This is a genomic window from Burkholderia sp. HMSC10F09, from assembly GCF_001806955.1.
GTDB lineage: Bacteria > Pseudomonadota > Gammaproteobacteria > Burkholderiales > Burkholderiaceae > Burkholderia > Burkholderia multivorans.
Genome location: NZ_KV786575.1, coordinates 1 through 21,099, shown reverse-complemented (window position 1 = coordinate 21,099; position 21,099 = coordinate 1). Strand labels below are relative to the sequence as shown.

General features: G+C 69.0%; 22 protein-coding genes, 1 other RNA gene, 1 pseudogene and 1 riboswitch. Of the genes and pseudogenes, 12 read left to right on the top strand and 12 right to left on the bottom strand.

The window, feature by feature from the left end; genetic code table 11:
* Nucleotides 1-18: 18 nt before the first annotated feature.
* Nucleotides 19-1,335 (top strand): sulfate adenylyltransferase subunit 1, encoded by a 1,317-nt coding sequence (locus tag HMPREF3115_RS05305; RefSeq protein ID WP_006398576.1) that lies wholly within the window; start codon nt 19-21, stop codon nt 1,333-1,335.
* 71 nt (nt 1,336-1,406) lie between these two features.
* Nucleotides 1,407-2,165, top strand: coding sequence for a uroporphyrinogen-III C-methyltransferase (gene cobA / locus HMPREF3115_RS05300; protein ID WP_006417183.1), 759 nt, complete (start codon nt 1,407-1,409; stop codon nt 2,163-2,165).
* Nucleotides 2,166-2,265: 100 nt separating this feature from the next.
* Here cobA and HMPREF3115_RS05295 read toward each other — a convergent pair whose 3' ends face one another.
* The 3 genes from HMPREF3115_RS05295 to lptF are packed head-to-tail and all read right to left on the bottom strand — an operon-like array spanning nt 2,266 to nt 4,921.
* Nucleotides 2,266-2,646: a sirohydrochlorin chelatase gene (locus HMPREF3115_RS05295; RefSeq protein ID WP_069220495.1), complete on the bottom strand. Its 381-nt coding sequence runs from the start codon at nt 2,644-2,646 to the stop codon at nt 2,266-2,268.
* A 28-nt stretch (nt 2,647-2,674) separates the two neighbouring features.
* A complete protein-coding gene (gene lptG, locus HMPREF3115_RS05290) occupies nt 2,675-3,823 on the bottom strand; it encodes an LPS export ABC transporter permease LptG (RefSeq protein WP_048805824.1) in 1,149 nt (382 codons plus the stop codon).
* Between the two features lie 3 nt (nt 3,824-3,826).
* A complete protein-coding gene (gene lptF / locus HMPREF3115_RS05285; RefSeq protein WP_006398580.1) occupies nt 3,827-4,921 on the bottom strand; it encodes an LPS export ABC transporter permease LptF in 1,095 nt (364 codons plus the stop codon).
* A gap of 122 nt (nt 4,922-5,043) precedes the next feature.
* Between lptF and HMPREF3115_RS05280 the strand changes: the two genes are divergently transcribed.
* Genes HMPREF3115_RS05280 through HMPREF3115_RS05270 form a run of 3 tightly spaced genes read left to right on the top strand, consistent with a single transcriptional unit; the run spans nt 5,044 to nt 7,811 of the window.
* A complete protein-coding gene (locus HMPREF3115_RS05280; RefSeq protein ID WP_006398581.1) occupies nt 5,044-6,555 on the top strand; it encodes a leucyl aminopeptidase in 1,512 nt (503 codons plus the stop codon).
* A 34-nt stretch (nt 6,556-6,589) separates the two neighbouring features.
* Nucleotides 6,590-7,006, top strand: coding sequence for a DNA polymerase III subunit chi (locus tag HMPREF3115_RS05275; RefSeq protein WP_006398582.1), 417 nt, complete (start codon nt 6,590-6,592; stop codon nt 7,004-7,006).
* Nucleotides 7,007-7,031: 25 nt separating this feature from the next.
* On the top strand, nt 7,032-7,811 hold the full coding sequence (locus HMPREF3115_RS05270; protein WP_070553623.1) for a DUF2486 family protein: 780 nt from the start codon (nt 7,032-7,034) through the stop codon (nt 7,809-7,811).
* Nucleotides 7,812-7,899: 88 nt separating this feature from the next.
* Here the strand turns inward: HMPREF3115_RS05270 and HMPREF3115_RS05265 are convergent, their stop codons facing one another.
* Nucleotides 7,900-8,226 (bottom strand): c-type cytochrome, encoded by a 327-nt coding sequence (locus HMPREF3115_RS05265; protein ID WP_035488727.1) that lies wholly within the window; start codon nt 8,224-8,226, stop codon nt 7,900-7,902.
* 158 nt (nt 8,227-8,384) lie between these two features.
* On the bottom strand, nt 8,385-10,058 hold the full coding sequence (gene ilvD, locus HMPREF3115_RS05260; protein ID WP_070553622.1) for a dihydroxy-acid dehydratase: 1,674 nt from the start codon (nt 10,056-10,058) through the stop codon (nt 8,385-8,387).
* Between the two features lie 144 nt (nt 10,059-10,202).
* On the opposite strand from ilvD, the gene HMPREF3115_RS05255 reads away from it, so the two are divergent.
* Together HMPREF3115_RS05255 and lgt are read left to right on the top strand one after the other, a co-directional pair.
* A complete protein-coding gene (locus tag HMPREF3115_RS05255) occupies nt 10,203-11,117 on the top strand; it encodes a LysR family transcriptional regulator (RefSeq protein WP_070553620.1) in 915 nt (304 codons plus the stop codon).
* Nucleotides 11,118-11,206: 89 nt separating this feature from the next.
* Nucleotides 11,207-12,100, top strand: a complete 894-nt coding sequence (lgt, locus tag HMPREF3115_RS05250) for a prolipoprotein diacylglyceryl transferase (protein ID WP_006398588.1) — start codon at nt 11,207-11,209, stop codon at nt 12,098-12,100.
* 121 nt (nt 12,101-12,221) lie between these two features.
* Here the strand turns inward: lgt and HMPREF3115_RS05245 are convergent, their stop codons facing one another.
* From HMPREF3115_RS05245 to HMPREF3115_RS05225, 5 genes are all read right to left on the bottom strand, one after another.
* A complete protein-coding gene (locus HMPREF3115_RS05245; protein ID WP_006398589.1) occupies nt 12,222-12,962 on the bottom strand; it encodes an SIMPL domain-containing protein in 741 nt (246 codons plus the stop codon).
* A 179-nt stretch (nt 12,963-13,141) separates the two neighbouring features.
* Entirely contained in the window at nt 13,142-13,603 is a 462-nt protein-coding gene (locus HMPREF3115_RS05240; RefSeq protein ID WP_006405841.1) for an EVE domain-containing protein, read from the bottom strand.
* Between the two features lie 147 nt (nt 13,604-13,750).
* Nucleotides 13,751-13,932, bottom strand: a non-coding RNA gene (gene ssrS / locus HMPREF3115_RS05235) — 6S RNA.
* Nucleotides 13,933-14,014: 82 nt separating this feature from the next.
* The gene (locus HMPREF3115_RS05230) at nt 14,015-14,329 is read right to left on the bottom strand and encodes a cell division protein ZapA (RefSeq protein WP_006398591.1); all 315 of its coding nucleotides are present in this window, start codon (nt 14,327-14,329) and stop codon (nt 14,015-14,017) included.
* Complete coding sequence (locus HMPREF3115_RS05225) at nt 14,326-14,676, bottom strand: hypothetical protein (RefSeq protein WP_006398592.1); 351 nt, start codon at nt 14,674-14,676, stop codon at nt 14,326-14,328. The genes HMPREF3115_RS05230 and HMPREF3115_RS05225 overlap by 4 nt, the downstream gene beginning before the upstream one ends.
* A 165-nt stretch (nt 14,677-14,841) precedes the next feature.
* A riboswitch (cobalamin riboswitch) is annotated at nt 14,842-15,096 on the top strand.
* A gap of 506 nt (nt 15,097-15,602) precedes the next feature.
* Between HMPREF3115_RS05225 and HMPREF3115_RS05215 the strand changes: the two genes are divergently transcribed.
* The 5 genes from HMPREF3115_RS05215 to cobC are packed head-to-tail and all read left to right on the top strand — an operon-like array spanning nt 15,603 to nt 19,874.
* Nucleotides 15,603-16,616, top strand: coding sequence for a FecCD family ABC transporter permease (locus HMPREF3115_RS05215; RefSeq protein ID WP_070553629.1), 1,014 nt, complete (start codon nt 15,603-15,605; stop codon nt 16,614-16,616).
* On the top strand, nt 16,613-17,428 hold the full coding sequence (locus HMPREF3115_RS05210; protein WP_070553617.1) for an ABC transporter ATP-binding protein: 816 nt from the start codon (nt 16,613-16,615) through the stop codon (nt 17,426-17,428). Before HMPREF3115_RS05215 ends, HMPREF3115_RS05210 begins: the two co-directional genes overlap by 4 nt.
* Before the next feature lie 52 nt (nt 17,429-17,480).
* Nucleotides 17,481-18,536, top strand: coding sequence for a nicotinate-nucleotide--dimethylbenzimidazole phosphoribosyltransferase (gene cobT / locus HMPREF3115_RS05205; protein WP_059940257.1), 1,056 nt, complete (start codon nt 17,481-17,483; stop codon nt 18,534-18,536).
* Nucleotides 18,529-19,302, top strand: a complete 774-nt coding sequence (locus HMPREF3115_RS05200; RefSeq protein WP_070553615.1) for an adenosylcobinamide-GDP ribazoletransferase — start codon at nt 18,529-18,531, stop codon at nt 19,300-19,302. Before cobT ends, HMPREF3115_RS05200 begins: the two co-directional genes overlap by 8 nt.
* Entirely contained in the window at nt 19,287-19,874 is a 588-nt protein-coding gene (gene cobC, locus HMPREF3115_RS05195) for an alpha-ribazole phosphatase (protein WP_070553613.1), read from the top strand. Before HMPREF3115_RS05200 ends, cobC begins: the two co-directional genes overlap by 16 nt.
* Nucleotides 19,875-19,940: 66 nt before the next feature.
* Here the strand turns inward: cobC and HMPREF3115_RS05190 are convergent, their stop codons facing one another.
* Nucleotides 19,941-20,858 carry a cobalamin-binding protein gene (locus HMPREF3115_RS05190; RefSeq protein WP_006405834.1) on the bottom strand — a complete coding sequence of 306 codons (918 nt, stop codon included), beginning with the start codon at nt 20,856-20,858 and terminating at the stop codon, nt 19,941-19,943.
* Nucleotides 20,855-21,099, bottom strand: a pseudogene (locus HMPREF3115_RS05185) (threonine-phosphate decarboxylase); the annotation flags it as partial. The pseudogene HMPREF3115_RS05185 and the gene HMPREF3115_RS05190, both read right to left, overlap by 4 nt.

Here is a 21,099-nt window from a genome sequence, read left to right as displayed (position 1 = left end):
CACGAGGACATTCACATCATGAGCATCATCGAGAACACCGAAGACCTCGGCGTGCTGCGCTTCATCACCGCGGGCAGCGTCGACGACGGCAAGAGCACGCTGATCGGCCGCCTGCTGTACGACAGCAAGGCCGTGCTGTCCGACCAGCTGTCCGCGCTGTCGCGTGCGAAGAACAAGCGCACGGTCGGCGACGAGCTCGACCTCGCGCTGCTGACCGACGGCCTCGAAGCCGAGCGCGAGCAAGGCATCACGATCGACGTCGCGTACCGCTACTTCGCGACCGCCAAGCGCAAGTTCATCATCGCCGACACGCCGGGCCACGAGCAGTACACGCGCAACATGGTGACGGGCGCGTCGACCGCGCACGCGGCGATCATCCTGATCGACGCGACGCGCGTGACGGTCGAGAACGGCGTTGCCGAACTGCTGCCGCAGACGAAGCGCCACAGCGCGATCGTGAAGCTGCTCGCGCTGCAGCACGTGATCGTCGCAATCAACAAGATGGACCTCGTCGACTACAGCGAAGCGCGTTTCAACGAGATCCGCGACGCGTACGTTGCGCTCGCGAAGCAGCTCGGGCTGACCGACGTGCGCTTCGTGCCGGTCTCGGCGCTCAAGGGCGACAACATCGTCGGCGCGAGCGAGCGCATGCCGTGGTATGCGGGCGAGCCGCTGCTCGACGTGCTCGAGTCGCTGCCGGTCGCGACGCAGGCGCACGACGCGCTGCGCTTCCCGGTGCAGTGGGTCGCGCGTCAGGACGGCAGCTCGGCCGACGACTTCCGCGGCTACATGGGCCGCATCGAGTCGGGCGAGGTGAAGGTCGGCGACGAGATCGTCGTGCTGCCGTCGAACCGTCCCGCGACGGTCGCCGAGATCATCGCGCCGGTGCCGGGCGGCACCGCGGCCGTGCCGCACGCGTTCGCGGGTCAGACGGTGACGATCCGTCTCGACGAAGACGTCGACGTGTCGCGCGGCGACATGTTCGTGACGGCCGCCGAGCCGGTCGCGCCCGCGAAGAAGCTCGAGGCGGACCTGTGCTGGTTCGACGAGACGCCGCTGTCGCCGCAGCGCAAGTACCTGCTGAAGCAGACGACGAGCACGGTGTTCGCGAAGATCGGCGGCGTCAAGCAGGTGCTCGACGTGCATACGCTGTCGCACGCGACCGACCGTCAGGACCTGAAGATGAACGACATCGGCCGCGTCGCGCTGACGCTGCAAAAGCCGATCGTGTGCGACACGTACGACGCGCATCCGGGCACGGGCGCGTTCGTGCTGATCGACGAGGCGACGCATCACACGGTCGCCGCAGGGATGATCCGGGCGTTTTCGGCGTAACCGGCATCGCGCTGCCGCCACGCGGCGGCGCGCGCCGGGAGCGTCGCCCGCATGAAGGCGAAGCGACAAACATGGGCAAGGTGTATTTGATCGGCGCAGGGCCGGGCGCGGCGGACCTCATCACGGTGCGCGGCGCGCGGCTGCTCGCCGCGGCCGACGTCGTGCTGCACGACGCGCTCGTCGAGCCCGAGATGCTCGACTACGCGCCGAACGCACGCAGGATCGCGGTCGGCAAGCGCTGCGGGCAGCGCTCGACCGCGCAGCAGTTCATCAACAAGCAGATCGTCGACGCGGCGCGCGAACACGCGTGCGTGGTGCGGCTCAAGGGCGGCGATCCGATGCTGTTCGGCCGCGCGGACGAGGAAATGCGCGCGCTCGAAGCGGCCGGCATCGACTACGAGGTCGTGCCGGGCATCACGGCGGCGCTCGCGAGCGCGGCGACGCTGAAGCGCTCGCTGACGCTGCGCGGCGTCGCACGCAGCGTCGCGTTCGCGACGCACAGCCGTGCGCCGGGCAGCGACGAGATTCGCGAAGCGGCGCGTGCCGACTCGATCGTCTACTACATGGGGCGCGACAGCGCGCCGGGCATCGCGCAGGAGCTGATCGACGCGGGCCGCGCGCCGACGACGCCGGTCGCGATCGTCGAGGCGTGCAGCACCGCGCGCGAGCGTACGCTGACGCTCACGCTCGCCGAGATGGCAGCCGGCGCGGCGCAGGCGTGGCTCGATCCGGCGCAGCCGAGCCTGCTGATGATCGGCGATGCGCTCGCCGAGCGGCAGCGGCAGCCGCAACACGCGGCGGAGGGCGGCCGGTTGCGCAACGCGGCCTGACGACGGCGCCGCCTGCGACGGCTTCGCGCCGTCCCCGAAAATACGAACGCCGGCATCTGCCGGCGTTTTTCATGGTGCGCTATGCGCTGCGCATCGCCTTTCAGGCGTCGCGTTCGAGCTGGTCGATGCAGTAGCGCGCGATCGCGTCGAGCACGCCGTCGTCTTCGCCGACGGCCGTTGCGCAGCGGATCTCGACACCGGGATGCACGGCACGGCACGCGTCGATCAGTTGCGGCAGATCGCGCCGCACGTGGCCGCCCTGGCCGAAGAACACCGGCACGACGGTCACGCGCGTGCAGCCGGCCGCAATCTGCGCGGCAACCGCGGCGTCGAGCGACGGCGTCATCAGTTCGAGGAACGCAAGCGAGACCTGCGCGGCGCCGCCGGCGGCGCGCAGCCGCGCGGCGAGCCGCTCGAACGGCTCGGCCCAGCGCGGATCGCGCGCGCCGTGACCGAACAGGACGATGCCGTGCGAAGTCATGTCGAAACCTCCGTCGGGCGCGCGGCGCTCAGTGCCGGTCGACCCATTTCAGCGCGAACAGCCCGAGCGCGAGATAGATCAGGCCCGGCGTGGCCGCGGTGAGCGGCGCGGGCCACGTGTTCAGCGTGCCGATATGCGAGAACAGCGTATTGAGCAGCTGGAAGCTCATCCCGAGCATGATGCCGCCGAACACCTTCACACCGACCACGCCCGCACGCGTATGCAGATACGCGAACGGCAGCGACAGCACGAGCATCACGAACACCGCGAACGGATAGAGCAGCTTGCGCCACAGCGCGATGTCGTAGCGCTGCGTGTCCTGATGGTTTTCGCGCAAGTGCTGGATATAGCGGAACAGGTTGATGATCGACATGCGCTCGGGCGACACGAGCAGCACGGACAGGATCTGCGGCGTGAGATCCGAGCGCAGCCGGTATTCGGGCAGCGACACCTGCTGCGACCGGTACACGGGGTTCAGCGCATCGGGCGCTTGCCCGGCGATCGGCTGGATCGGCGTCAGTTCCGTCTCGGTCACGCCCTTGAGCAGCCAGTGGCCGGGCGGCTCGTAGCGGCCCGTCTGCGCGATGCGCACGTTCTTGAGCTGGAATTTCGCGTCGAATTCGTAGATCCGCACGTTGCTGATCGTCGAATCGGGCGCGAGGCTGCCGACGTTCACGAAGCGCGTGACCTGCTCGCCGTTCTCGCGCGCGGCGAGCGTGTCCTTCACCCACACGCCGGACTGGAAGTTCGACGACACCGATGCGCCGAGCGCCTGCAGCCGCACGCGCTCGGACAGCTGGTCGGCGTACGGGCCGACGAATTCGCCGATCAGGTAGGTGACGATCACGAGCGGCACGCCGATCTTCAGCAGCGAGCGCAGCGCCTGGTTGGTCGCGAGGCCCGAGACGCGGAAGATCGTGAACTCCGAGTTCGCGGCCATTTGCGCGAACACGTAGATCGCGCTGATCAGCGCGGCGACCGGGATGATCTCGTAGAAGCGCGAGGGCGTCTGCAGCGCGACGCGCAGCACGGCGTAGCCGAACTTGTAGTTGCCGTGCCCGACCGAGTTCAGTTCGCTGATCAGGTCGAAGAAGAAGAACAGACCCGAGAACGCGAACAGGATGAAGATGAACGTGACGTAGATCTGCCGCGCGAAGTACTTTTCATAGAGCCGCATCGATCATGCTCCCGAGCGGCCGAACAGCGCGCGTGTGAAAAGCGGGCGATTGCGCACCCGCAGCCAGAAGATGAACGCGACGATCGCCGCGACGACCACGTGCAGCGCGACGAGCCCGACACCGAACGACATCTTGCCCTGCTCGATCTGCGCCTGCACGACGTTCAGCAGGTTCGAGTAGGTCAGGTAGATCAGCACGGCCATCACGAGGTTGATCGTGCGGCTGCGGCGCGGATTCTGATAGGCGAGCGGAATGCCGAGCACCATCAGGTTGATCGCGATCAGCGGCAGGCCGGCGCGCCACGCGAATTCCGCGAGGTTGTCGCGCGTCGGGTTGCGCAGCAGCTCGGGCGTCGGCGTGCTGCTCGTGGTCGGCACGTTGACGACCGGCTTGCTCGTGATCTTCACGCCGTAGCGCTCGAACTCCATGATCTTGAAGTTCGGCTGGCCGGGCGTGCCGTCGTAGCGGCGGCCGTCCTCGAGCACGACGAAGCGGTCGCCGTCCTTCGTGGTTTCGGTGTGGCCCGTCTGCGACACGACGACGTTGACCTTGCCGTTCTCGGTGGACGTGACGAACACGTTCTGCACTTTGCTCTGGTCGGGCGTCATCTTCTCGATGAAGAACACGCGATGGTTCGACGCCGATTCGCGGAACTGGCCGGGCGCGAGCAGCGAGATCTCGTCGCGCTGCTGGAAGCGCGCCTTGATCAGCCGGCTCTGCTGGTTCGACCACGGCCAGCCGACGAACGCGAAGAACGTGATCAGCACGATGATGGGCGTCGCGAACACGCCGATCGGCTTGATGAGCCGCGTGAGGCTCACGCCCGACGCGAGCCAGACGACCATTTCGGAGTCCCGGTACCACCGGGTGAGCACGAACAGGATCGACACGAACAGCGTGACGACGAGCATCACCGCAAGATAGCCGATGACGGTCAGGCCGATCAGCACGAGGACGTCCTTCGGGTCGACTTCGCCGGACGCGGCATAGCCGACGATGCGGATCATCATCGTCGTGAGCATGATCGTGAGCAGCACCATGAACACGGCACCAGCCGTATACGCAAGCTCGCGCTGGAGGGAGCGTTCGAAGATCATTCTTGAAGAGAAGAGGGCGGGAGGCAGCGCCCGCGTGGTGCGGCGCTCGCGCCGCCACGGGAAAAATAGCGGATAATTGCGGCTTTCATCCTTAGCCCAGATTTTATCCGAGGACAAGCGCGATGGACTTTAGCATAAAAGGCTGTGATTGGAGCAAAGGCGAGGCGAAGGGGTTCCTGACCGGGAAGTCCGACTGCATCGTGCTCGGCATCTTCGAAGCGCAGACGCTGTCGGGCGCAGCGCTGGACATCGACACGGCCACCAAGGGACTGATTTCGCGCGTCGTGAAGGCCGGCGACATGGACGGCAAGCGCGGCAAGACGCTGTTCCTGCCGGAGGTGTCGGGCATCGGCGCGTCGCGCGTGCTGCTGGTCGGCCTCGGCAAGCAGGATGCTTTCAACCAGAAAGCCTACAACGACGCCGTCACGGCCGCATGGCGCGCGCTGCTCGCGACGAAGGTCGTCCAGGTCACGTTCACGCTCGCGCAGCTGCCGGTCGACGAGCGCGGCTCGGACTGGGGCGTGCGCGCGGCGATTCTCGCGCTGCGCAACGAGACCTACCGGTTCACGCAGATGAAGAGCAAGCCGGAACCGGTCTCGCATACGTTGAAGCGCGTGGTGTTCAGCGTCGAGCCGGCCGACGAGAAGGCCGCGAAGGTCGCGGTCAAGCAGGCCGTCGCGCTCGCGAACGGGATGGATCTGACCCGCGACCTCGGCAACCTGCCGGGCAACGTCTGCACGCCGACCTATCTTGCGAACACCGCGAAGCAGCTCGCGAAGGACTGGGGGATGAAGGCCGAGGTGCTCGGCCTGAAACAGATCCAGGCGCTGAAGATGGGCTCGTTCCTGTCGGTCGCGCGCGCGTCGGTCGAGCCGCCGCAGTTCATCGTGCTGCACTATCAGGGCGCCGCCGCGAAGGCCGCGCCGATCGTGCTGGTCGGCAAGGGCATCACCTTCGACACGGGCGGCATCTCGCTGAAGCCGGGCGAGGGCATGGACGAAATGAAGTACGACATGTGCGGCGCCGGCTCGGTGCTCGGCACGATTCGCGCGGTCGCCGAGATGGGGCTGAAGCTGAACGTCGTCGGCATCATCCCGACCTGCGAGAACATGCCGGGCGGCAACGCGACGAAGCCGGGCGACGTCGTGACGAGCATGAAGGGGCTGACGATCGAGGTGCTGAACACCGACGCCGAAGGCCGCCTGATCCTGTGCGACGCGCTCACGTACGCCGAGCGTTTCAAGCCGGCCGCGGTGATCGACATCGCGACGCTGACGGGCGCCTGCATCATCGCGCTCGGCCATCACAACAGCGGGCTGTTCTCGAAGGACGACGCGCTCGCGGGCGAACTGCTCGACGCGTCGCGCGAGGCGAACGATCCGGCATGGCGTTTGCCGCTCGACGACGAGTATCAAGATCAGCTGAAGTCGAACTTCGCGGATCTCGCCAACATCGGCGGGCGTCCGGCCGGCAGCGTGACGGCCGCCTGCTTCCTGTCGCGCTTCACCGAGAACTACCCGTGGGCGCACCTCGACATCGCGGGCACCGCGTGGAAGAGCGGGGCGGCGAAGGGCGCGACCGGCCGTCCGGTGCCGTTGCTCGCGCAGTTCCTGATCGACCGCGCCGGCCAGTAATGGCGCGAGCGACGACGATGCGGGTACGCGGGTCATGACGCGGATCGATTTCCATTCGAACGTCGGCGATTCGCTCGCGTATGCGTGCCGGCTGCTGCGCAAGGCCTACCAGGCGGGGCAGCCGGTCGTCGTGGTCGCGGAGCCCGCACGCCTGCGCGCGCTCGACGAGCGGCTGTGGACGTTTTCGCCGCTCGACTTCATTCCGCATTGCGGCGTCGACAGCGCGCACGCGGCCGGCACGCCGATCGTGCTCGCCGCCGACCTCGACAAGGCGCCGCATTACCACGTGCTGCTGAACCTCGGCGCGGCCGTGCCCGCGCAGTTCGCGCGCTTCGAGCGGCTGCTCGAAGTGGTCGGCAATGCGCCGGACGAACTGGCCGCAGGCCGTGAACGCTATCGCTTCTACCGCGATCGCGGCTATGCGCTGAACAATTACAAGCAGGGCGGCTAGCCGAAACCGTCGACGGAGTGCTCGCGTGACACAACCCGAACCATCCTCGATTCCGACGCTGACCGACGTTCTCGTGCCGGGCCGGCCGGAACGCGCGCAGGCGCGCGAAGCCGATGTGCCGCCGCAGGCGCCGCAGGCGCAGCACTCGCTGCACGACGACGCGGCGCTGCCGCTACTGACCGATGTGCTCGTGCCGGGCGGCGCGGCCGCGGCGCCGGCTACCGCGTCGTCTACCGTGCCGGCCGCCGCGCCGGAAGCCGAAGCCGATCCCGAAGTCGTCGCCGTGCATCCGGTGCCGACACCCGACGTGCCGGCAGTCGAATGGCCGCCGGCCGACGCGGCGGCGGCGCGCGATGCGGATGCGCCGGCCGAGCCGGGCGCCGCGCGGCAGGTCGTCGCGCAAGACGCGGCGATGGGCGCGCCGCTGTCATCGACATTGGCCGCCGACGTGCCGTCGGGGGACGCCGCCAGTGCAGTCGCACGGTCGCCGGGCCGCCCCGCGGTCGACGACACGCTGCCTGAAGCCGTTGTGCCCGCCGCCGACGAGCCGGTGGCAGTGCTGACGGCCGAGGATGCGCAGCATGTCGCCGAGCGCCTGCGCAACCGTCTGACCGCCTATCTGACCGGCGCAGGGCGCGACGCGATCGAAGCGCGCTGCCGCGAGGCGCTGCACGACCATTCGGCGTGGCTGGTCGGCCAGATCACGCGCGAAGTGGCGCTGGCGCTCGAAACCGAGGTGATGGACTGGGTGCGCGACGCGGTCGACGAGGAAATCGCGCGGCGCCGCGGCACGCGTTCCGACTGAACGGCGAGCGGGCCACTCCGGCGCAGCGGCGCAACGGCGATGCGGCCGCATGTCGAGCGCGCCGCAGCCGGTTTTCATCCGATTCGAATCAGTGCAGCGACATCACCCATTGCGCGAGCGTATGCGCTTCGGCGGTCGTCAGCTGCGTATTGGCCGGCATCGGCACGTTCCCCCACACGCCGACGCTGCCCTTTACGATCGACTGCGCGAGATAGTCGGCCGCATCGCCGCGCGGCGCATAGCGGCGCGCGATGTCGTGGAACGACGGGCCCATCAGCGGCTTGCCGACCGCATGGCAGGCCATGCAGTTCTTGCGTTGCGCGAGCGTCAGTCCGTCGGCCTGCTGCGCCGACGCGGCCGCCGCGCCGCCGGCCAGCAGCGTCGCGAGCAGCGCGCGCAATATCGTTTGTTTCATGCGGTTCTCCGCCGGCGGCACGGCCGGCTTCACGGTCCGCGCATTATAAGAGCAAAGAAGACGCCGGTTCGGCGCGCTGCCGATGGGGCGCGGCGGACGGACTGCCGCACCGCCGAGCCGCCGCACCGCCGAAAACAGCCCGCATGACGGGCCGCACGTCACCCCGTGACCGCGCCCCGATTCGCCGGCCGTGCGAGCGCGGCATACTTGGCGAGCACGCCGCGCGTATAGCGCGGCGCCGGCTGCTTCCATGCGGCGCGGCGGCGCGCGAGCTCCGCATCGTCGACGTTCAGCTGCAGCAGCAGCTTATGCGCGTCGATCGTGATCGAGTCGCCTTCCTGCACGAGCGCGATCGTGCCGCCGACGAAGGCCTCGGGCGCGACGTGGCCGACGACCATCCCCCACGTACCGCCGGAGAAGCGGCCATCGGTGATGAAGCCGACCGATTCGCCGAGCCCCTTGCCGATGATCGCCGACGTCGGCGCGAGCATTTCGGGCATGCCGGGGCCGCCTTGCGGGCCGAGATAGCGCAGCACGAGCACGTCGCCGGCGCGGATCTTGTCGCCGAGGATCGCGTCCATCGCGCTTTGCTCGTCGTCGAACACGCGCGCCGGGCCCGTGATCACCGGGTTCTTCAGCCCGGTGATCTTCGCGACCGCGCCGTCCTCGGCGAGATTGCCCTTCAGGATCGCGAGATGGCCTTCCTTGTATAGCGCACGCTCGATCGGGAAGATCACCTGCTGGTCGGTGCGCGGCACGGACGGCACGTCCTTCAGCTCTTCGGCGAGCGTGCGGCCGGTGATCGTGACGCAGTCGCCGTGGAGCAGGCCCGCATCGAGCAGGATCTTCAGCACCTGCGGAATGCCGCCCGCACGGTGCAGGTCGGTCGCGACGTACTGGCCCGACGGCTTCAGGTCGCAGATCACCGGCACACGCTTGCGGATCCGCTCGAAGTCGTCGATCGTCCAGTCGACCTCGGCCGCATGCGCGATCGCGAGATAGTGCAGCACCGCATTGGTCGAGCCGCCGGTCGCCATGATCAGCGACACCGCGTTCTCGATCGACTGCTTCGTGATGATGTCGCGCGGCTTCAGGTCGCGCTTCACCGCTTCGACGAGCACACGCGCCGATTCGGCGGCCGAATCGACCTTTTCCTGCTCGGGGTTCGCCATCGTCGACGAATACATCAGCGACATGCCGAGCGCCTCGAACGACGAGCTCATCGTGTTCGCGGTGTACATGCCGCCGCACGAGCCCGACGTCGGGCACGCGTTGCGCTCGATGCCTTCGAAATCCTCGTCCGACATGCGCCCGGCCGTGAATTCGCCGACCGCCTCGAACGCCGAGACGATCGTCAGATCCTTGCCTTTCCAGTGGCCCGGGCGGATCGTCCCGCCGTACACGTAGATGCCCGGCACGTTCAGCCGCGCGAGCGCGATCATCCCGCCCGGCATGTTCTTGTCGCAGCCGCCGACCACCACGACGCCGTCCATCCATTGGCCCTGCACGCAGGTCTCGATGCAGTCGGCGATCACCTCGCGCGACACGAGCGAGTACTTCATCCCTTCAGTGCCCATCGACATGCCGTCCGAGATCGTGGGCGTGCCGAAGATCTGCGGATTCGCGCCGGCCGCCTTGATCGCCTCGACGGCCGCGTCGGACAGGCGCTGCAGCCCTGCGTTGCACGGCGTGATCGTCGAATGCCCGTTGGCGATGCCGATCATCGGCTTGTCGAAATCTTCCTTTTGATAGCCGAGGGCGTAATACATCGAACGGTTCGGCGACCGGGCGACGCCGTGCGTGATGTGCTTCGAGCGACGGTTGTACGACATGGGGAGCTCCATCGATTGTTGTGGGGCCGGACCAATCGCGCGGGCGCGCCGTGCGGTGCGGCTCGAACAAGGATGGCGTTTCCGTATTCGCGTGTCCAATATATTATTTGTCGCTTATTAAGTGTTTTTGCGAATGAGTGAGCGATGGCCGAACCGACGCCCGACCTGCGCCAGTGGCGCTATTTCGTGACCGTCGCCGACGAGCGGCATTTCGGCCGCGCCGCCGAGCGGCTGTCGATCACGCAGCCGCCGCTCTCGCAGGCGATCCGCGCGCTCGAGGACGCGCTCGGCGTCGCGCTGTTCGCCCGCACGAAACGCTCGGTCGCGCTGACGGCGGTCGGTGCGGCGCTGCTGCCCGACGTGCGGCGCCTCCTCGCGGCGGCCGATGCGCTGCCGCCGCTCGCGCGGCGCCTCGCGCGCGGCGAGGCCGGTTCGCTCGCGCTCGCGTTCGTCTCGACGGCCGACTACGGGCTGCTGCCGTCGCTGCTGCGCGCATTCGGCGCGCGCTATCCGCAGGTGCGCCTGCAGCTCGCGGAAGCGACGAGCGACGTGCAGGTCGACGAGCTCGTCGCGGGCCGGATCGACGCGGGGCTCGTGATTCCGCCCGTGCCGCCGCGTCATGCGGCCGGGCTGTCGTATCTGCCGGTCGTGCGCGAGCCGCTCGTCGTCGCGATGCCGGCGGGCGCGTCCGACGCGCCGGAAGACACGCCCGTGCACCTCGCCGAGATCGCCGCGCTGCCGCTCGTGATCTTTCCGCGCCGTTTGGCGCCCGGCTTTTATGACATCATTACGGGCTGCTACGGCGCGGCCGGCGCGATACCGCGCATCGGCCAGGAGGCGATCCAGATGCAGACGATCGTCAGCCTCGTGTCGGCCGGCATGGGCGTCGCACTGGTGCCGCAATCGCTGCGTAATCTGCGGCGCACCGGCGTGGTCTACCGGCCGCTCGCCGGCGACGCGCCCGTCGTCGAGACGGGCCTCGTCTGGCGCACCGGCGACGTAAGCCCCGTGCTGGCCGCGTTCATCGAGGTCGTGCGTGCGCAGGCGCCCGCCGCCTGACGTGAACGATGGCGCGCGTGTGCCGTCCAATGCGCGGTGCCGCGCGTCGGCGGGCGCCGTGCCGCATTCGAAAACTTCATCGCTAATCCATGATCATTCACCCGAATTTCGACCCCGTTGCGATCCACCTCGGGCCGCTGGCCGTGCGCTGGTACGGCCTCATGTATCTCGTCGGCTTCATCGCGGCGATCGTCGTCGGCCGGATCCGGCTGAAGCTGCCGCACGTCGCTGCGCAGGGCTGGACCGCGAAGGACATCGACGACATGCTGTTCTACGGCGTGCTCGGCACCGTGCTCGGCGGCCGGCTCGGCTACGTGCTGTTCTACAAGGCCGGCTTCTACCTGTCGCATCCGCTCGACGTGTTCAAGGTGTGGGAAGGCGGGATGTCGTTTCACGGCGGCTTTCTCGGCGTGACGCTCGCGATGGTGCTGTTCGCGTGGCAGCGCAAGCGCCACTGGCTGCAGGTGACCGACTTCGTCGCGCCGATGGTGCCGACGGGGCTCGCCGCGGGGCGACTCGGCAACTTCATCAACGGCGAGCTGTGGGGCCGCGTGACCGATCCGGGCGCGCCGTGGGCGATGCTGTTTCCCGGCGCGATGCGCGACGATGCGGCGTGGCTGCCGAAGCACCCGGAGCTCGTCGAGAAGTGGCATCTCGCCGACGTGTTCATGCAATACCAGATGCTGCCGCGTCATCCGTCGCAGCTCTACGAGATCGCGCTCGAAGGGATCGCGCTGTTCTTCGTGCTGTTCTTCTTCGCGCGCAAACCGCGGCCGATGGGCGCCGTCTCCGCGCTGTTCCTGATCGGCTACGGCCTCGCGCGCTTCACCGTCGAATTCGCGCGCGAGCCCGACGATTTCCTCGGTCTGCTTGCACTCGGGCTGTCGATGGGGCAGTGGCTGTCGCTGCCGATGATCGTCGCGGGCATCGCGCTGATGGTGTGGGCGTATCGGCGCCGCCGCACGGCTGCGGCCGCCGCGTAATGCGAGCCGATGCGGGGCCGATGCGCGCAAGCGCGCGTATCGGCATCGCGCAACAAAAAACGCCGGCCTGCGGGCCGGCGTTTTTACATGCTGCTGGCGCGGCGCGACCCGCGCGCTACGGTTACTTCATCTGCACGGAACCGTTGACCGTCACCGACACGGTCGCCTTGCCGCCTTCGACCGCAATCGGTGCGCTCATCTTCGCGCTGTCCATCGGCGCGGCGGCCATCGCCATCATCCGCGGATACGGCTGCACGTTGCGGCCGCTGCCGACGTTGACGTCGCGGATCGTATAGCTGCTGTAGCCGAACGCTTTCGCCGCTTCGTCCGCGCGTGCACGGAACGACTTGATCGCTTCGGTCGTGAGCTTCTGCTCGGCCGCGCGCTGCGCTTCCGGCGACAGCGAGAACTCGACGTTCGCGACCTGCATGAGATTCGACAGCTGGCCCGCGAGCTTCGACGCCGCGGCGAAATCGCGCGATTCGAGCACGACTTCCGTGCGGCCGCGCCATGCGGAGATCTTGCCGTCGCGATCGGTGCTCGGATAGACGGAGAACGCGCCGGTGTGCGCGGATACGCCCGACACGCCCTTCGCCTGCGCGAGCGCGGCGTCGGCGCGCTGATTCAGCGCGGACGTCAGGCTGCCCGGATCCTTCGCCTGTTGCTCGTAGAACAGCGTGATGTGAATGATGTCCTGCGGCACGTCGGCGCTCGCCTGCGACGACAGCGACAGCACGCCGGCCGGTTCCGGGAAATGGGGGTTCACGGCCTGCGCGTGCGCGGCAGGCGACGCAAGCGTCAACGCGACGGGAACGGCGGCGGCGAGCGCGAGCGACAGCGCGACGGCGGATTTCTTGGTCATTGTTGGACTCTCCTTGTGCGAGGGCGCGCACGCGGTTCGCGCGTGCACGACGCGGGCTGGCCGCGCAACGAAAACGCTGCCGCACCCGATCGGTCCGGCAGCGGATGCTTAGGCTGCGCGAGCGCGTCGCGAGTTCCGCCGGGGCGGCGCGAGCTGACGGGATTTGACGTTCGACATCGTCACTTCATCAGCTTTTCGGTGATGAATTTCCATTCGGCGCGCGTGACGGGCGTGATCGACAGCCGATTGCCGCGCGCGAGCACGCGCATGTCGGCCAGCTCGTCGTGCTCGCGCAGCGCGGCGAGCGGCACGAGCGGCGTCTTCTTCACGAAGCGTACGTCGACGAGCAGCCAGCGCGGCGATTCCGGCGACGATTTCGGATCGTAGTACGGGCTCTTCGGATCAAATTGCGTGGGATCGGGGTAGGGCGTCGACGCGACTTCGGCGAGGCCCGCGATGCCCGGTTCGGGGCAGCTCGAGTGATAGAACAGCACGCCGTCGCCGATCTTCATCGTGTCGCGCATGAAATTGCGCGCCTGATAGTTGCGCACGCCGGTCCACGGCAGCGTGCGTTGCGGGGCGTGCGCGAGATCGTCGATGCTCGCTTCGTCCGGTTCGGACTTCATCAGCCAGAATTGCATGGATCGTAATCGACGCAAAAAGAGGCAGTGTGAGGGCGATCGCGATCGGCGCGTGCACGCATGGCCGCGATGGCGCGCGTGCGCAGGCGATACGCAGACGGACCCTGAAAAAGGAAACGGCATCGGGACTCGCCCGATGCCGTTGGATAGGCCCCCGCCTTAGCCGCTAGGCCGGCATCCTGAACCTGAGGTTCAGAATTGGTCGCAGTTAGCAGCACTTCGGGTACATCAGACAGAGTGACGCGCGCGCCCGTGCTACAAATTTCCGCAACCGTGCACATGGCATTGGTTCAAGGAATATATGACCTTGGCGAACCAGGCAGGGAAGCTGACTGAACTGTGAATCGTTGCGCCAATTTGACCACCGTTGATCGTGGAGATCAAGGGGAATCGACGCATCGATTCGAAGATTTACTGCGTCTCGTGCTGTGCGAGCACCGCACCGAGTTGTTCGTTCATCTGGCGCATTGTACGCCGGATTTCCTCGGCCGGAAATGCTTCACCGTGCCGCACGCTCGTTTGCAGTCGCAGCAATTCCGATGCGAGCGACAGCGCGGCCATGACCGCGATGCGATCGGTGCCGCGCACCGAGCTGTTGGCGCGGATCTTCGACATTTCCGCGTCGACGCGCGCGACCGCTTCGAGCAGCGCCGCTTCCGTTTCGGCCGAGCAGGCGAGACGATAACTCTGACCGAGAATGGAGACTTCGATCTGCTTCGTGCTCATGCATGTTCTCCGTGGCTGGCCGCGTCGTCGCTATCGGTGCGCGCCTGCGCATCCAGCAGGTCGAGCTGATTGTCGGCTTGCTCCGCGCTCTTCGTGCGCGGCAGCTTTTCGAGGATCGCGTTCAGTTTGACTTGCGCGTCGTCGATCTTCGCCGACAGCGTGTCGCGTTCAGCCTCGAGCGCATTGCGTTCGTCGCGCAGCTGCGCGAGTTCCGCACGCACCGCTTCCGCTTCCGCGCGCAGTTGCGCGACCTGCTCCTCGAGCGCGAGCCGTTCCGAGTGATAGCGCTTGTTCAGCGAAATCAGCCGGCCAATATTTTGAGATAGGGTTTCGAGTTCGTTGAGCATCTGCTGCGTCCTCTAAAGACCCAGCATTTTAGCGCGGAATAACGCGCATTCCGACATCTGTAACGTTTCCAGTCGTAACCCCCCTGCTTCTTGCCGCGAATCCGCGGATCGTGCGCGGGATTCGCGCTTGCCAGGCGCGATTCTTGACGCTCGCGCGGCCCGCTCCTAAACTGGCGCCGCCTCGGTGCTCGCGCGTGACACGCGCGGTTAAACGGGAAGCAGGAATGCGCGCGTTCGCCAGGACGCCGCTCACCTGCGCTGCCCCCGCAACGGTAAGCGGCCGCATCGTTCGATGCAGGCCGGCTCGGGCGCGTTTCGCGTGCAATGCACGCAAGCGCGGGCCACTGCGCGTTCGTTCGCGCGGGAAGGCGAGCCGGTGCGCCGCCAGCCCGGATACCGGCCGAGGCGGGGAGCCCGTGCGGGCTTCGTGACGCGCGGCCTGCGGGGAGGCGGGACGCGCAGTGCTTCACGGGACTTTCTTCGATGCCGACCCCAATCGTCCGCCTGGCGCCGCGTGCCGCGTGCGGCTTCGCCGTTCGCTGCGGCGGCGTTCGTGCCCGCGTCTGTGTTTGCGCCGGTGCGTGTGCATGCGTGCGGGGCGGGCGCCATGGTGCGCGTCGCTCTGCGGGCGGCAGCCGCTCGCGCGCAGCGGCGCCGCAGCATCGACCTTGGCTCGCGCACGCCGCCACATGCTCGACCTGCAGCCGACGTCCGCACGGCAGCGTCGATGCCGGCGCTTTCCTCTATATTGCGCAGATCGTGCGCGGCCGCCGCGCCGCGCACCTCGCTTCGCCAACCCGCCCGACCAGGACGATTCGTTTGCCGATCATCGTGACCTCGCGCGCCGCCGCGCCCGTGCCGGCTGCGGCCATCGCGCGCATTCGCGCGCACACGCAGCGCACGGCATGCCGTGCGCTGCGCGCCGTATGAACGCGCGTCGCGCCGCCGCGATCTGGGCCGCGCTCGCGGCCGCCGCCGCGCTACTGCTCGTCGCGTCGCTGTCGATCGGCAGCGTGGCGATGTCGCCGTGGCAGGCGCTCGCGGCGCTCGTGCCGCACGGCAGCGACGCGACGGGCGATGCTGCGGTGTTCGCCGACATCGTGCGCACGCTGCGGCTTCCGCGTGCGTTGGCCGGCTTCGCGTGCGGCGCGTTGCTCGCGCTCGCCGGCGCGCTGTTGCAGGTCCTGCTGCGCAATCCGCTCGCGGAGCCGTACGTGCTCGGCGTGTCGGGCGGCGCGGCCGGCTTCGCGCTCGTCGCGATGATTGCGGGCGGTGCGTGGTGGCTCGTCGATGCATCGGCATTCGCCGGTGCGCTCGTGTCGATCGCGCTCGTGCTTGGCCTCGCACGTCGCGAACTGTGGCGCGGCGAATCGCGCGACGCATCGCCGCGGCTGCTGCTGACCGGCGTCGTGATCGCCGCCGGCTGGGGCGCGCTCGTCACGCTGCTGCTGTCGATCGCGCCCGATGCGCGGCTGCGCGGCATCCTGTTCTGGTTGACCGGCGATCTGAACGGCGCAAGCGCGCCGTGGTTCGCGTGGGGTGCGCTGCTGCTCGCCGCGGCCGTCGCGCTGCCGGCCGCGCCGCAGCTGAACGTGCTGCTGCGCGGCGACGCGGCGGCGTTCGCGCTCGGTGTGCCGGTCGCGCGGCTGCGCGTGCGCGTCTATCTTGCCGCATCGCTCGCCGCCGCGGCCGCGGTCACGACGGCCGGCACGATCGGCTTCGTCGGCCTCGTCGTGCCGCACGCGCTGCGGCTCGCGTTCGGCAACGATCAGCGCATGCTGTTGCCCGCCGCGATGCTCGCGGGCGGCAGCGGCGTGATGGCGGCCGACCTGCTCGCGCGCAGCGCGATCGCGCCCGCGCAATTGCCGGTCGGCGTGATGACCGCGCTGATCGGCGTGCCGGTGTTCCTGTGGATGTTGCTGAGGAGGCCGACACGATGACCGCGGCCAGGTTCGATGCCGCAGAACAAGGCGCCTACGCAGCGCGCGACCTGACGCTGAAGGCCGGCGCACGCACGCTGCTCGCGGCGTTCACGCAGGCGTTCCGGCCCGGCGAAATCTGGTGCGTCGCGGGCCCGAACGGCGCCGGCAAGACGACGCTGCTCGCGACGCTCGCGGGACTGCGGCCGCCGGCCGGCGGCAGTGTCGAGATCGACGGCCGGCCGTTGTCCGCATGGCCGCCCGCGCAACTCGCGCAGCGCCGCGCGCTGATGCCGCAGCAACTGCACGACGCATTCAGCGCGACGGTGTTCGACACGGTGCTGCTCAACCGCTTTCCGTATCTCGCCGGCTGGGGCTGGGAGCGCGACGGCGACCGCGAGGCGGCGCGCGCCGCGCTCGCGACGTTCGGTCTCGGTGCGCTCGCCGGGCGCGACGTGCTGTCGCTGTCGGGCGGCGAGCGGCAGCGCGTCGCACTGGCCGCGACGCTGTGCCAGGACGCGCCGCTGATGCTGCTCGACGAGCCGCTCGCGCATCTGGATCTGCATCACCAGATCGACTGCCTGACCGCGCTGACCGACTGGGTTCACGCGCGCGCGCGCACCGTGCTGTTCTCGTGCCACGACCTGAATCTCGCGCGACGTTTCGCGACGCATGCGCTGCTGCTCGACGGCCGCGGCCAAGCATGGTCGGGGCCGGTATGCGACGTGCTCACGCCCGAACGGGCGAGCGACGCGTTCGGCTATCCGCTCGTGCTGATCCGTGAAAACGGCCGCGATGCATTGCTGCCCGCGTGGCCCGAGCGGCGCGCATGATTTCCATTGTTCCGGCGTACGGCGCAAGCCGCGCCGACGAGGCTTCCTTTCGATGACCACTCCGACCGAATTCCTTCCGCCGATCGCGCCGCTCGACGATGCGCTGCGCAAGCGCCTGCAGCACGTGATCGACCACAAGACGAAGCCGCCCGGCAGTCTCGGCCAGCTCGAGGCGCTCGCGTTGCAGATCGGGCTGATCCAGCGCACCGAGCAGCCGCGCGTGCAGCGCCCGGCGATGATCGTGTTCGCCGGCGATCACGGGATCGCGGTCGAAGGCGTGAGCCCGTATCCGCAAGCGGTGACCGCGCAGATGGTCGCCAACTTTCTCGCCGGCGGCGCGGCGATCAATGCGTTCTCGGGCGTCGCGCAAAGCGAACTCGAGATCGTCGATGCGGGCGTCGCGTCGCCGTTGCCGGCGTCCGAGCGGCTCGTGTCGCTGCCGATCGGCCGCGGCACGCGCAATTTCGCGGTCGAGCCGGCGATGACGCGCGACGACGCGATGGCGGCGCTCGCGGCCGGCGCGGCGCGCGTGCGTCATCACGCGGCGCTCGGCACGAACGTGATCGGCTTCGGCGAGATGGGGATCGCGAACACGTCGGCGGCCGCGTGCCTGATGAGCCGGCTGCTCGATGTGCCGATCGACGCGTGCGTCGGCCGCGGCACGGGTCTCGACGATCAGGGTCTCGCGCACAAGCGCGCGGTACTTGCGCGTGCGCTCGCGCGGCACTCGCACGCGATTGCGCCGCTCGACGTGCTCGCGACGTTCGGCGGTTTCGAGATCGCGATGATGACGGGCGCGTACCTCGCGGCCGCGAGCGAGCGGATGACGATCCTCGTCGACGGCTTCATCTCGACGTCCGCGCTGCTCGTCGCCGAGCGGCTCGCGCCGGGCGTGCGCGACTACTGCGTGTTCTCGCACGCATCGCACGAGGCCGGCCACCGGCGGATGCTCGAGCATTTCGGCGCGAAGCCGCTGCTCGCGCTCGACCTGCGGCTCGGCGAAGGGACGGGTGCCGCGCTCGCGCTGCCGCTCGTGCGCGCGGCCGCCGCGTTTCTCGCCGAGATGGCGAGCTTCGAATCCGCGGGCGTCGACAATCGTGATGCGTGAGCCGGCCCGCGGCGTGCGCGCGGAAGTGCGGTACTTCTTCGTCGCGCTCGGCTATTTCACGCGCGTGCCGGTGCCGAAGGCGATCGGCTACGCGGCCGGCGATCTCGACCAGGCCGCGCGCTATTTCCCGCTCGTCGGCGCCTGCGTCGGCGCATGGGGTGCGCTCGTCTATCTCGCTGCGCTGCGCGTGCTGCCCGCGTCGATCGCCGTCGGGCTGTCGATGGCCGCGACCCTGCTCGCGACGGGCGCGTTTCACGAGGACGGTCTCGCCGACAGCTGCGACGCGTTCGGCGGCGGCTATACGCGCGACGACGTGCTGCGCATCATGCACGACTCGCGGATCGGCACGTTCGGCGCGGTCGCGCTGATCGTCGCGCTCGGCCTGAAGTGGCAGGCGGTGGCCGCGATGCCGCCGCTGCGCGCCGCGTGGACGATGATCGCCGCGCATGCGGCGAGCCGCGCGGCGGCCGTGAGCCTGCTGCTGTCGCTCGACTACGTGCGGCCCGAAGGCAAGGCGAAGCCGGTCGCGCAGCGGATGAACGCGCGCGCAGCGTGCATGGCGGCCGCATTCGGTCTGCCGTGGCTGTTCTGGCCGGACTGGCGCGCGGGCGTCGCGGCGCTCGTCGCACTCGCGCTCGTGCGCGCGTGCGCGGCGCGCTATTTCGTGAAGCGGATCGGCGGCTATACGGGCGACTGTCTCGGCTTCGCGCAGCAGGCGAGCGAGCTCGCGATCTATCTGGTGATGCTCGGATGGATGTCGTCCTGATCCGTCATCCGGCCGTCGCGGTCGCGTCGGGGGTCTGCTACGGACGCACCGACGTGCCGCTGGCCGGTTCTGCCGACGCGGCCGCGCGCCTGCTGCACGATCGGCTGACCGCACTCGGCGCGCCGCTGCCCGCCCGCATCGGCACGAGTCCGCTCACGCGCTGCGCGACGGTCGCCGACCGGCTCGCGCACATGTGCGGCGTGCCGTGCGAACGCGACGCCGGCTGGCAGGAACTCGATTTCGGCGCGTGGGAAATGCAGCGCTGGAACGACATCGATCGTGCGGCGCTCGATGCATGGGCTGCCGATCTGATGCATGCGCGTGCGCACGGCGGCGAAAGCGTCGCGCAGTTTGCCGCACGCGTCGTGCAGCGCGCGGACGCGATCGCGCGGCTCGGCGTCCCGCAATGGATCGTCACGCATGCGGGCGTGATTCGCGCGTTCGCGGCCCATGTGCTGCGCGTGCCGCTCGACACGCTGCTCGCGCGGCCCGTGCCGACGGGCGGTGTCGTCTGGCTGCGAGCGGACGATGGCGGCGATGCGTGGGACGTCGTGCAATGGGACGACGCGTAGCGCGTTATCGGCACGGCATGCGCCGGTTCACGCGCCGGCGCGCAGAACGGCGGCCGCGATCGTCTTTCAGTGCGCCGGCCGGCGCGCGCGTGCAGCATCGAGGTCGGTACAGAGCGCGGCTGCGCCGTCCGCGATGCGCGGCGCGGGTCGCGTCAGCAGATCGCCGTCGATCGCGAACAGGTTGTTGCGCGCGACGGCCGTCATCGCGGGCCATGCACGCCAGCGTTCGAGGCTCGGCAGCGCCTGGTCCGAGCGCGTCGCGCCGCCGCTCGTCGTCACGATCGCTTCCGGATTCGCGGCAAGCACCGCTTCGTCGGTGACGGTCGGCACGAGCGGCTTCAGCGACGCGAACACGTTGCGGCCGCCGCACAGCGCGATCACGTCGCTGATCAGATGCGTGCCGTTCAGCGTCATCAGAGGGCGGTCCCATGCCTGGAAGAACACCGTGACGGGCGCGCGCGCCGCGTAGCGTGCGCGCAGGGCCGCGATATCGCGCTCGAACGACGCGGCCGCCGCATCGGCGGCCGGCTGCGTGCCGAGCAGCGTGCCGAGCCGGCGCAGCGACGACGCGATGTCGTCCAGATGCTTCGGATCGCTGAAGAAGAGCGGAATGTGCAGTGCACGCAGCGCATCGGTCTGTCGCTCGGCATTGCCGTGCCGCCAGACGACGATCAGGTCCGGCCGCAGCGCGGCGATCCGCTCGAGGTCGAGCGCCTTGTTGTCGCCGACGCGCGGCACCGACTTCGCGGCCGGCGGGTAATCGCTGTACGTGACGGTGCCGACGAGCTTGGCGCCGCCGCCGGCCGCGTACAGGAGTTCGGTCACGTGCGGCGCGAGGCTGATCACGCGTTGCGCGGGCGCGGACAGCGTGACGGTCAGGCCGGCGTCGTCGCGTGCGCTGACGTCCGCGTGTGCGAGCGGCGCGTGGGCGAGCAGCGCGAGCATGGCTGCGGACAGCAGCGGGCGCAACGAGCGGGTGTTCATGCCGATGCGCGCTCCAGCGTCGGCACGCATTGCGCGAGCGCGTCGGCGATGCGCTGCCATTCGGCTTCGCTGCCCGGCAGCCCGATGCGCACGCTCGACGGCTGCGCGAAGTAGCGCGTCCAGATGCCGCGCGTCGCGAGCGCCGCATGCAGCGCCGCCGCGCGCGCGTCGTCGGTCCAGCTGTACAGCGGCGTCGCGCGCACCGCGAAGCCGTGCGCGCGCAGCAGCGCGGCGAGTCGTG